Genomic DNA, 12,031 nt, shown 5'->3' on the forward strand with positions numbered 1-12,031 from the left:
TGATTATTCACCTTCCTGAACCGGCTCGGCCTGGCGTGCCAGAACGAGCTCTTTGACCAAATCCCTTGTTTTCGACACCGAATCGGGGTCCAATCCGTCATCGGTGATGACCGTATCCACCTGGTCAAAACGTGCGAACAGCGACAGTGACGTGCAGCTCCACTTGGTGTGGTCGGTCAAAATTATCGTGCGATCGGCAATGTCCATCATCGCCATATCGGTTGCGGCTTCCAGCGAGTTCGGCATGAGGAAACCGCGCGGAATGGACACGGAATGCGTGCCCAGGAATACGGTGTTGACGCGCAGCGAGGCGACCACTTTGTCTGCGATCGGCCCGACGAGCGAGTTGGAACGGGTGGTCACGCCGCCCGTCACGATGACTTCCACGTCTTTCGATTCGAGCGCCTGCACCAGCTCCGCCACCGGAATGGAGTTGGTGAGGATGGTGATGCCGGACGATTGCTGCGATTCGAGCAGATGCTGCGCGAACACGTACGCCGTGGTGCCGCCGCCGATGGCGATCACGTCGCCGGGGGCCACGTATTTGACGGCTTCCTGTGCGATGGCGTCCTTCAGACCGATGTCCATCTGCGACTTTACGGAAAACAGCGGTTCGCTCAGCAGCGTGCTGGTGCTGACGGCACCGCCGTGCACGCGCTTCAGCAGACCCTTGTCCGCCAGATCGGCGATGTCACGGCGGATGGTCATCGCGGAGACGCCCAATTCCTTGGACAGTGCAGTGATGCGCACCGCACCACGGGTACGCAGACGGCTCAAAATCAAATGCTGGCGTTGCGACGAAATCATATGAACATTATCGCACATGTTCACTCAAAAATACAACTGAGTTGAGCGTTTCGCGCGTGTTTCGTGCAAAGCCGCACCACAATCGACTCAAATTCAGCCTAAAACGAACAAAAACGAACGTCCTATATGCCGCACCGACACACATCGGCTTTTGCCCAAAATGCCATGCGAAACCAATGAAAACGTGCGAGAATAAGGAACCATGACATACGTTTCCGAAAACTTTTGGCACGACGCAGTGAACAAAGCCACCACCGACCTTTTCACGTTCGGCTACAAGCACATCATCAAACCGCATTTCATCTTCAACCAGACGCCCGACGTGGCCCACAGCCAGATGATCGATTTCTGCAAGGTCACCCGCAATATTCCACCGCTGATGTGGCTATGCCGCGAAATGCTCGACTACACCGACCCGATACTGGAAACCAACGTGATGGGCGTCGATTTCGCCAATCCGTTCGGCTTGTCCGCCGGCCTCGACAAGGATTGCGAGATGCCGGTGCTGCTCGACAACGTCGGCTTCGGTTTCGAAACGGTCGGCTCCACCACGTCGCGCCCCTGCCCCGGCAACCCGCGCCCATGGTTCCACCGCCTGCCTGAATACGATTCGATGATGGTGCACGTGGGCCTTGCCAACGAGGGTTCCGCGGTGGTGATTCCGCGCGCCGAGAACGCATGGACGAAGGCGAAGAGCATGCAGGTGTCGGTTTCGATCGCCCGCACGAACGACAGCAAGACCGGCGATCTGGACGAAGGCATCGAGGATTACTGCATTTCGATGCGCCGCGCGGCCGGACGCACCGCCATGGTCGAAGTGAACATCTCCTGCCCGAACACCATGGCCGGCGAACCGTTCAACCAAAGCCCGGAAGCGCTCGACAAGCTGTTCACCGAACTGGACAAAATCGACCGTCCGCAGCCGACGCTCGTCAAAATGCCGCTCAATAAGACGTGGCCGGAATTCAAGGATCTGCTGGACGTGCTCGCCGAGCACAACGTGCAGGGACTGTCGATCGCCAATCTGCAGAAGGACCGCACCGGCATGTCCATTCCGCGCGATTGGGAGGGCGGACTGTCCGGCTCGCCGTGCTACGCGACCAGCAACGAACGCATCAAGCAGGTCTACCGCGAGTATGGGGACCGGTTCGCAATCGCCGGCATCGGTGGCGTCTTCACCCCGCAGCAGGCGTATGAGAAGATTCGTTGCGGCTCGTCGCTGGTGATGTTCATCAGCGCGCTTATGTACCGTGGTCCGCAGCAGATCACCGTGTTGAAGCGTGGACTGGCCGAACTGCTCAGGCGCGACGGGTTCGAACATGTCAGCGAGGCGGTCGGCATCGACGCGTGAAAACTTTTTAATTGCGATTTAAGTTGCGATTTAAAAAGCGGTTTTTAGGCACTATAAAGGCGATTAATAATCGCAGATAAATAGATAAATACAGAGGCGCGTCTCCGTGGGAGGGCGGGCGTCCTGTTCACGACACACTCAAGGCCGTTCGGCCAAGCTTACGGTCGTGAACAGGACGCCCGCCCTCCCACTCGTTTTTTTGTTATGTTGCGTTGGGTTGTGGCTACTTTTCGCAATAAAAAAGAGGAAGAAGGGAGGGGAAGGGTCAGCGGAAGGCGCCGCGGAGGTATGGCGGCTGGTAGGGGGCTTCCTCGACCGGCACGTCCAGTTTGTGGGCGGCACGGAGCGGCCAATACGGGTCGCGCAGTGCAGCGCGGCCGATTTCCACGGCGTCGGCGGCGCCCGACTTCAGAATCTTCTTCGCCTGCTTCGGCTTGGTGATGAGCCCGACTGCGGTGGTGGGAATGCCCGCGCGACTGCGCACCTGTTCGGCGAACGGCACTTGGTAGTCGGGCTTCACCGGAATGGTCACGTCGGGAATCAATCCGCCTGTGGACACGTCAATCAGGTCCACGCCGTGGGCCTTCAGAATCTTAGCCAGTTCGACGGTCTGGTCAAGGTCCCAACCGCCTGCGGCCCAGTCGGTGGCGGAAACGCGCACCAGCACCGGCATGGTATCGGGCACGACGGAACGAATAGCATCCACGACTTCGACCAGCATGCGGACGCGATTGTCGAACGATCCGCCGTACTCGTCGTCACGCTCGTTGATGAGCGGGTCGAGGAACTGCGACAGCAGGTAGCCGTGCGCGGCATGGACTTCCACCGCGTCGAAGCCGATGTTCATGGCACGCCAGGCGGCGTCGCGGAACTGGTCCACGATGGTGTGGATCTCATCGACGCTCAGCGCGCGCGGACGAGCCAGGGAACCGTATGCGTTGGCGCTTGGGCAAACCGTCCGCCATCCGCCTTGCTCTTCCGGCACGCTCTGTCCATCGAAACCGATCGCGTGGCAGCCGGTGGAACCCTTGCGTCCGGCGTGGTTGAGCTGCACCGCCATCGTGGCACCCGCTGCCTTCGCGTCGGCCACGATCCAACGCCATGCGTCCATCTGTCCGTCATCCCACAATCCCAGATCGCACGGCGAAATGCGGCCTTCCGGCGCGACGGCGGTCGCTTCCATGATGATCATGCCGAAGCCGCCCATCGCACGCGAAACGTAATGCTGGTAGTGGAACGGCGTCGGCTTGCCGTCCTGCGCCAATGCGGAATACGTGTCCATTGGCGGCAGCCAGATGCGGTTGCGCACGGTGACGCCACGCAACGTCATCGGATCGAACGGTTTGACCGTCTTGTTCTGCTTGCCGTTCTTCTTGTCTTCGCTCATTGTCATCTCTCTTATGAATCGTTGGTATCGCCTGAATCGTCGATATCCGCACCGCGTTCCCACGCGACGGGCATGGTACCGATTGCATTGTAAGCAGAACGCCCGCCGGTTGGGGCGGGCGTTTATGGACTGTTCACTTTGCCATGCGATTTACGCTCCGGTGACGTGGGCAGTCAGTGCGGTCAGTCAATGCGGGCAGTCGGCATGAATAGCCGACAATCGCAACTATTGATGCTGCTGGTCACTTTGCTGCTCAGCAGGCTGTTGCTGCGATTGCTGCTGCTGGCCTTGGTTGGTCTGCTGCTGGCTTTGCTGCTGACTGTTCTGCTGGCGCTGGTATTGGTACTGGTTGTATGTTCTGGTGGCGCCCTTCGAAACCGTGTACTTGTCGGCACCCTTTCCGTAATCGTTGTCGATCGGCGCGTTGATGGCGGCAAGATACGTGTTCATGAACTGCTTCCACGCCGGCGTTGCGATGTACATGCCGTACCAGGACGGGCGGTACACGCCGTTGATGGTCTTGTTGTCGAAGGTGTTGTTGATCGGGTCCTGCGCGTCGGCGACCGCGACGAACGCCGCGACCTGGTTCGGCACGAAGCCTGCGGTGGCCATCACCGTGTTCTCGTTGGTGCCGGTCTTGGCGAAGGTCTTGCGATTGTTGTCAAGCTGCGTGGTCGACGCTTCGCCGCCAGGCTGCACGATACCTTGGTTCAGCGCGTAAGACACGGTCTGCGCGATGTCCGGGTCGATGGCCTGATGGCAGTTCGCGGACGGCACTTTCACCTTGCTGCCGCTGCGGTCGGTCACCTTGGTGATGGCGATCGGAGTGCATTCCACGCCGTTGGCGCCCATGGTGGCGTACACGTTGGCCATGGTCAACGGCGACGCCTGCACCGTACCGATGGTCATTGGCGGCTGGAACGAGTTAGCGGAGTAGATGTCGGACGCGTTGGAGATGGCGTTGTGGTAGCCCATCTCCTTGGCCGCGTCGGCGATCGCGCACAGGCCGATGTTCGACGCCATCGAGGCCTGCGTGGTGTTGTGCGACTTGATCAGACCCTGCAGCGGGCTTTCCGGAGAGGTGGTGCCGCCGCCGGAATTCTGCACCCTCCACGGGCCGACGAAACCGTAGCCGTTGCAGTTGAACTTCGACGTGTCGTAGACGGTGGATGTGACGAGCGACTCGTTGATGGAGTGGCCTTTCTGCATCCACGCCACCATGTTGATGGGCTTCCAGGTGGAGCCGACGTTGAAGCCCATACCGCCGCCGTCCTCCTGATCGACCATGTAGTTCATGGAGGTCTTGGTCTCATCCGTTCGGGCGTCATCCGTGGCATCGTAGGTTCGGTTGATACCGAACGACAGGATTTCACCGGTGCCCGGCTTCACGGCCGCTATCATCACTTCGAATCCGGACGGGTCTGTGGCCGGCACGGTGCTGTTCGCCGCCTGCATGGCCGCGTTGTTGGCGTTGCGGTCGAGCGTGGTGACGATCTTCAGACCGCCTTCCTTCAGCAGCTTCTCGCGAGCCTCGTCGTCCTTGCCGAACGCCTTGTTCTTCAGGATCTGGTTGACCACGTACGAGCAGAAGAAGCCGGTGTTTTCAATGGCCGACTGGCATCCGGAGCTCACGTCCTGCAGGTTCAGCGTGTCCTTCAACGGCGTGTTGATGGCGTCTTTGAATTCCTTTTCGGAGGTGATGTAGCCCTGGTCGTGCATCAGCTGCAGCACGATGTTGCGCTGGTGTTCGGCTTCCTTCTGGTTGGCTTCCACGGAAGGATCGAAGTTCTGCGGATTCTTGGTGATTGCCGCGATGGTCGCCGCCTGGGTGACGTTCAGTTCCGAAGCGGAGACGTTGAAGTAGCGTTTGGCGGCCATTTCCACGCCGCACAGGTTGTTGCGGCCGAACTGCGCGATGTTGAGGTAGCCCTGCAGAATCTCGGCTTTGGAGTATTTCTTTTCGATCTGCACCGAGATCAGCATCTCGCGCAGCTTGCGTGCCACGGTGTCTTCCGTCGCATGGTATTCGGCGATCGGATCGTCGTCTTCACGGGCTTGGGTGGACAGCACGTTCTTGACGTACTGCTGCGTCAGCGTGGAACCGCCCTGCTGGTCGCCGCCTCTGACATAGGTTTGGAAGAACGCTCGGAACACGCCCTGCACGTCCACGCCGGTATGTTCGAAGAAGCGCTTGTCTTCACGGGCCACGACGGCCTGCTGCATGGCTTTGGAGATTTTCTTCAGCGGCACGACCTCGCGGTTCTGCGTATAGAATTCCGCGAAAGCGGTCTTGCCGTCGTTGAAATACATCGTCGAGCGTTGCGGAAGCGAGGTCACATCGAAATCGATGCCTTCGACCGCAAGGGACGGAATGACGGCTTTGGCCGCGTTATTGGCGGCGAACACAGCGGGCATAAAGAAAATACTCGTCACAACGCCGCCGCCCACGCATAACGTGATGTATGCGATTACCAATGCGAGCACACGTTGAACGGTAAGGGTCTTCTTCTTGGGCATGACGCCCATTCTAAAGTGGCGGGTCTACTAAACACATGCCCGCCAACGCATGTGCCGGAAGCCGTCACGGGTTTCTCACAAAACAGACAATTTCTTAGGAAAAGTTGGAAATCAGCCGAAAACCAGCCGAATGTCATCGTCTTGATCGGCGAATCAGCATGCCCGGCTGGTAGATGATGATGGACCGGCCTTCCCTGGCGATCCATCCGCGGTTAGCGAAATCCATCAACGCCTTGTTCACCGTTTCGCGTGAGGATCCGACGAGCTGCGCCATCTCCTCCTGTGTCAGATCGTGCGGCACCTTCAGGCCGGCTTCGACCGGTTCGCCGAATCGTGATGCCAGATTGAGCAGTGTTTTGGCGAGTCGTCCGGGAACGTCCATGAACACCAGATCGCAGATGCGTTCGTTGTTGCTGCGCATGCGGTGCGCCAATACCTGCAGCATGTCCACGGCCACGCGCGGATGTTCGTCGAGCCAGTCGAACAGCGCGTCATGTTCCAGCCAGACCACACGCGTGCCGTTGGTCATCGCCACCGCCGAAGCGGTACGCGGTCCGCCATGCGGATCGAACACCGGAATCTCACCCAACACTTCGCCGTACGCGTGGATGCTCAGCAGCTGCACACGCTTGTCGGAGGATTGTCTGGTCAGTTTGACGCGGCCTTCCTCCAGCAGATACATGCGATGGTCGGTGTCTCCCTCGCGGAAGATGAAATCGCCCTTGTCGTATTCGGCATGCAGCAGATACGGCAGCAGTTCCCGGGCTTCTTCGGACGAAACCTGCTTGAACAGCGCGGTGTGCAGCAACGTCTCACGCTCATCGTCGAAACCACCAAAACCATTGATTCCGTTGGTTCCATTCGGGGTGACCATCGACGTGCCTCCGTTCCGCCGTGCTTCTGCGTTTTCCGTTGTCGACATCCATGCCAACGCTCGTTAAGTCGGGCACCATCGACCATTCGGGCTACATTGTAACTCGAACGGCGGCGTCGACCAGTCGCGCTACTACCTCGTCTCGGCCCATGCCGGTTTGAGAGCGCATGGGATCGACATGTTTTGCCGCTGATTTCACCGCTTTGTCGGACATTTTCTCTCGTGAGATGTTCAACACGCGGGTCATCTTTTCCGCGTCGATGTCGTAGGCGAGCGTGACGTGGTGCAGAATCGCGCCGGGTCCGCCGTGGGTGGGCGCGAACCGGCGTTGCGCGGCGCCGCCGAGTTTGCCATATTGTGTGGCGATGTCGTTGAGTCCGGCGAATCGTACGTTGAGGCCGAGGGCGCGTAACGCTTCGACGAGCCAGTAGTCGCAGAGTTCGTAGGATTCCTCGACGCTCATGCCGTGGGCGAAGTCGAGTGGCGCGTACAGCGAGTAGGTGATGGTGTTGCCTGGTTCGATGAACATCGCTCCCCCGCCGGTGCAGCGGCGGACTATGTGGAATCCTTCGTCTTGCGCGGTGTGCACGTTGACTTCGTCTTCGAGCGACTGGAATCTGCCGATGACCACGGCCGGCTCGGCCCATTCCCAGAAACGCAGGGTGGGTTCGCGGGTTCCGGCAGCCACTTCGCGTGCCCATTCGACGTCGAGGTCCATTTGTTCCTGCGGTTTGCGGGGGTCGTCGTGCACGATGTTCGGTTTGAGTGCGTGCCAGCGTCGCGCGTATTCCGCCCAATTGCCGGTTTCGGCGATTTCGCCGGTTCCAACGGTTCCAGCGTTTTCGTCGCTTTCCGCGGTTCCAGTGTTTTCAATGTTTTTTGCGATTTCCGCGGTTTCTGCGGTTTCCATTGGGCTGGTATGCCGCCGAATGCGCAGGTCGTCGCGTGGTTCCACTTTCGTAACATCATTACCGCCGATACCGGCAATGCGATCGGCGCCATCGATGCCGTCAATCGCACGTTGAAAGGCGATGGCGATGCCACGCGCGCCCATGCCGACGATGCGCACGTCCGGATGGTGCAGCATCGTCCGTTCGACGGCGGCGGTCACGTCACGTTCGGAAACCATCGAACCGCTGAGGCAACGGGCCGCGCACTGTTCCAGCGCACATTCCATGGAATGCAAGAGATTCCGCGTTCCGGCATCGTCCCCGTCGAGGAAGAAATCGCCGTCGATATGGCATTCGATAACAGTCGATGATGCAGCCGGCCCAGCGTATGGAACCGTTTTCACGGCATTCGTATGAGCCGAATCAATATAGTCCGAATCGGCATAATCCGAATCGGCGTAATCCGAATCGGCATGAGAAAGCCGGACAGTCACTCCAACGAGTTTGCCGCCCGGCTGTTTGTAAAGTCCTCGAGTCATCAATCCTGCAGTTCGACGCCTTGAGCGTCACGGTGCCATTGCGAGCCGTAGTGGGAGCACAGAATCAGGATGCCTTCCACCAGTCCCCAGATGCCTGCGACGGCTGGGCCGATGATGAGAATCCAGCCGATGACGGTCAGCAGCAGCTGTGCCACGGCCTTGCCGGTGTTGCCCAAGTAGAAGTTGTGCACGCCGAAGCAGCCCAGGAAGATGCCAAGCAGACCGGCGGCCAGTTTCGACTTCTGGGCGTATCCGGCCGGTGCGACGGGCTGGCCGTATGCCGGCTGCTGCGCGTAGGCGGGCTGGGTGTAGGCGGATTGGTTGTAAGACGGGGCCGCGTAGCCCTGCTGTCCGTAGTTCGCTTGATTGTAATCCGGCTGGGCGTAAGCGTTGTTGGGGTCATACGCCGGGGCTGCCGGCTGACCGTACGACGGCTGCGCAGATTGGGCGGGCTGGGACGGCTGGCCATACTGACCGTACTGGTTGTACGATGCGGCGTTCGGATCATACGCCGGAGCAGCGGGCGTGGCCGGCTGAGCGGGCTGGGTATAGACGGGAGCCGTACCGTACGCCGGGGCCGGAGTCGCCGGCTGACCGTATGACGGCTGAGCGGACTGGGCCGACTGTGCGGTCTGGCCATACTGGCTGTATGCGGAAGCGTTCGGATCGTACGCCGGAACGGCGGGCTCGGCCGGCTGAGCGGGCTGAGTGTATGCGGCGGAGTTCTGATCGTATGCGGGGGTTTCCGGCTGCGACTCCGGATGGTTCATCTGCGCATCGTTCTGTTGTGGAATGTACGGTTGGTTGTAGTCGGCCTGGGCTGCGTTATCCGACGTTGGATTGTTGACTTGACCGGCACCATTGAAATCGGCGTTGTTATCACTCATGCCTCAACAATATCCCAAGGTTTGCCCGTCATCGGGCGTTTACCACTGGCACGAACCCCGAAAAACCCCTGAAAAATCCCCTGATTATGCGAAGACGCCCACCGTTCCAAGGAAAACCTTGTTTCGGCGGGCGTCTCACCAAATGGAACATCCAAATGGAATGTCAGCGAATGCCAATCACATGCGTGCCAGGATGTCGCGTCCCACCTCGTCGGTGGTGCGCGTGGTGGAGCCAAGCTCCTCGATGTCAGCCTCAACGGCGGTATGGATCTTCTTGGCAGCGTCGTCGAAACCGAGATGCTCGAGCAGCATGGCGGCGGACAGGATGGCTGCGGTCGGGTTGGCCTTGTTCTGGCCGGCGATGTCCGGAGCGGAACCGTGGATCGGCTCGAACATGGACGGATACTCGTTGGACGCGTTGATGCAGCCCGAAGCGGAGTAGCCGACGCCACCGACCACGGCACCGGCCTCGTCGGTGATGATGTCGCCGAAGAGGTTGTCGGTCAGGATCACGTCGAAGCGGGACGGGTTGGACACCAGGAAGATGGTGGTCGCGTCGATGTGCAGGTAGTCGTGGGAGACCTCCGGGTATTCCTCGGCCACCTTGTTGACGATGCGCTGCCACATGTCGCCGGCGTTGACCAGCACGTTCTTCTTGTGCACGAGGGTCACGTGCTTCCTGCGCTTCATGGCCAGTTGGAAGGCGTAACGCACCACGCGCTCCACGCCGTAGGCGGTGTTGATGGAGACTTCGGTGGCCACCTCGTTCGGGGTGCCACGACGGACCGCGCCGCCGGCACCGCAGTACAGGCCTTCGGTACCTTCACGCACGACCACGAAGTCGATGTCACCCGGGTTGGCGAGCGGCGACGTGACACCCTTGTACAGCTTGGACGGACGCAGGTTCACGTACTGGTCCAGGTCGAAGCGGAGCTTGAGCAGCAGGCCGCGTTCCAGAATGCCCGCCTTGATGCGCGGATCGCCGACGGCGCCCAGCAGAATCGCATCGGTCTTCTTGATACGGTCCTCTTCCTCCTCGGGGAGGATCGCGCCGTCACGCAGATAACGCTCGGCACCGAGATCGAAATGCTCGTACTCGAATTCGGCGACGCCTTCGGCCGCCTTCTCCAGAGCCTTCTGAGCCCACGGAGTCACTTCCTTGCCAATGCCATCGCCCGGAATGACGGCGATGGTGTACTTCTTTGCAGAATCACTCATAGCTCGCGACTCTAGTCAGTGATTCATCAGGCGGACCAAACCCGCTCAGCAAATGGACACCCGTCCCATGCCCCACGTACGGCGGGCGGATATCCGTTTGTTTCGATAGGCACAAAGAACGCAATGGGCGCAATGCCCAACAAAGCGATGGACAGACATGAATGTGCACATATATGGACGTACGCACCGCCCACATACGCACGTTGGCGCCGTGGACAGATGGTCCGCGACGCCAACGTGTATGTGGCGAATCGGCTGATTCAGTTAACCCAAGGAGTGGATTCCTCGGTGATTGACCCGAAATCGGTGTTCGGGAACTTGCCTGGCTGACGGACCACCGCTTCGAACATGGCCAGTCCGTTGAGTCCGGTTTCGGTATTGGAATACGCGCCGATCTGCGATTGGGTTGTGGAGTCGGAAGTGGAGGTCGGCGGCTTGACCACTGTGCCCATCTTCGCCCACAACGCATATACCGTGCCATCGCGGTCGATCGGCATCAGCGACTTGCCGTTCTCGTCGAACGAGAGGACGCTCTTGGCGAGCGCGTCGTTGCGGACGGTGCTCCAGCCTTGGAATTCGTAGCCGTCGAGCACCGGCACGTTCGTCTGGTCCACGGTTGGGGAGATCAGCGGGTCGCCGTCGTAGACCTTCTGGTCCGCGTACAGTTTCGTGACTTCCTTTCCTTCCGGAGCGACACCGCCGTTGAGGTCGAACTTGATGGTCCACTGGTGTGAGGTGCGTGTCCATTCGGCGTACAGCGTCACGTCGCCGTAACCCGGATATGAGAACGTCTTGTCTCCGCCGTTGTTGCCACCGGTCTTGTCGGAGTTGATGGTGCCTTTGACCGTCACATACGCGGTGACGTTCGATCCCGCGTCCTCGCCGCGGGTGTACGCGGCCACCATGCGATTGCCGTTGATCACATAATGGCCGACCACATCGCCCGATCCGTTGATGATGTCGTACTGTTGCCCGGATTGGAAGGTCAGATTCTCGGGCAGATCGTAGACGAAGGTGTCGCCCGATTTGACAGTGACGCTGTTCGGCACGTTCCAATGCAGTTGCATGTCGATCTCATCGCCGTAGTCGACGGTGGTGCCGGAGATGAACGGCTTTTCCTGGCCGCCGGACACGATGGTCAGCTTGGAGGAGTCCTTGTCCACCCAGCCGAGCTCGCCGATGTTGTATTCCACGGCCTGCGCATGAACGGGCCCAATCAATACGCATGCCAGCATGGTCGCCAATGTCACCAGCATGGCGGCAAACGTTTTCACACAGCGCTTTGACGCCAACTCCTTGTGCCTATGCATAATCCCTCGCTTCACGATTAAGCACAACCTAAGGTGGCGGCATCCACTACCTTGCCCCAGCTGCAGCCACTGTCATGCAAGCACGGTGTCACGACGTCAACATTGACGTATGAAACAGTGTCTTTCCTTATAAAAGTTAAAAAGCGCGGCATAAAACGTTTGACGTTAGAGTGCCCCCCCAAAAAAAGGGATTCGCGAAACGCCGAAGGGTGTTTGCAATGTTTCATGAAAATTTTCTGAAACAAAAACCC

At 59.5% G+C, this 12,031-nt stretch carries 9 protein-coding genes; 1 reads left to right on the plus strand and 8 read right to left on the minus strand.

Annotation, left to right across the window (positions count from 1 at the left end; all coding sequences use genetic code 11):
- Positions 1 to 3: 3 nt before the first annotated feature.
- Complete coding sequence (locus OGI63_RS12820) at positions 4 to 807, minus strand: DeoR/GlpR family DNA-binding transcription regulator (protein WP_003806741.1); 804 nt, start codon at positions 805 to 807, stop codon at positions 4 to 6.
- 202 nt (positions 808 to 1,009) lie between these two features.
- Between OGI63_RS12820 and OGI63_RS12825 the strand changes: the two genes are divergently transcribed.
- Positions 1,010 to 2,158 (plus strand): quinone-dependent dihydroorotate dehydrogenase, encoded by a 1,149-nt coding sequence (locus tag OGI63_RS12825; protein ID WP_003806744.1) that lies wholly within the window; start codon positions 1,010 to 1,012, stop codon positions 2,156 to 2,158.
- Positions 2,159 to 2,423: 265 nt separating this feature from the next.
- Here OGI63_RS12825 and OGI63_RS12830 read toward each other — a convergent pair whose 3' ends face one another.
- The 7 genes from OGI63_RS12830 to OGI63_RS12860 all read right to left on the minus strand — a co-directional run bounded on the left by OGI63_RS12830 (position 2,424) and on the right by OGI63_RS12860 (position 11,726).
- Positions 2,424 to 3,551, minus strand: a complete 1,128-nt coding sequence (locus OGI63_RS12830; protein ID WP_003806745.1) for an NADH:flavin oxidoreductase/NADH oxidase — start codon at positions 3,549 to 3,551, stop codon at positions 2,424 to 2,426.
- 219 nt (positions 3,552 to 3,770) lie between these two features.
- The gene (locus OGI63_RS12835; protein WP_011743653.1) at positions 3,771 to 6,071 is read right to left on the minus strand and encodes a transglycosylase domain-containing protein; all 2,301 of its coding nucleotides are present in this window, start codon (positions 6,069 to 6,071) and stop codon (positions 3,771 to 3,773) included.
- A 124-nt stretch (positions 6,072 to 6,195) separates the two neighbouring features.
- A complete protein-coding gene (locus tag OGI63_RS12840) occupies positions 6,196 to 6,936 on the minus strand; it encodes a Crp/Fnr family transcriptional regulator (RefSeq protein WP_046999675.1) in 741 nt (246 codons plus the stop codon).
- Positions 6,937 to 7,027: 91 nt separating this feature from the next.
- Positions 7,028 to 8,365 carry a biotin/lipoate A/B protein ligase family protein gene (locus OGI63_RS12845; RefSeq protein WP_011743818.1) on the minus strand — a complete coding sequence of 446 codons (1,338 nt, stop codon included), beginning with the start codon at positions 8,363 to 8,365 and terminating at the stop codon, positions 7,028 to 7,030.
- Positions 8,365 to 9,252, minus strand: a complete 888-nt coding sequence (locus OGI63_RS12850) for a TM2 domain-containing protein (protein WP_011743819.1) — start codon at positions 9,250 to 9,252, stop codon at positions 8,365 to 8,367. Before OGI63_RS12850 ends, OGI63_RS12845 begins: the two co-directional genes overlap by 1 nt.
- Positions 9,253 to 9,429: 177 nt before the next feature.
- Positions 9,430 to 10,470 (minus strand): 3-isopropylmalate dehydrogenase, encoded by a 1,041-nt coding sequence (locus OGI63_RS12855; protein WP_011743820.1) that lies wholly within the window; start codon positions 10,468 to 10,470, stop codon positions 9,430 to 9,432.
- A gap of 260 nt (positions 10,471 to 10,730) precedes the next feature.
- The gene (locus OGI63_RS12860; RefSeq protein ID WP_172761225.1) at positions 10,731 to 11,726 is read right to left on the minus strand and encodes an Ig-like domain-containing protein; all 996 of its coding nucleotides are present in this window, start codon (positions 11,724 to 11,726) and stop codon (positions 10,731 to 10,733) included.
- Positions 11,727 to 12,031: the final 305 nt, after the last annotated feature.

This window comes from Bifidobacterium sp. KRGSERBCFTRI (genome assembly GCF_025908335.1).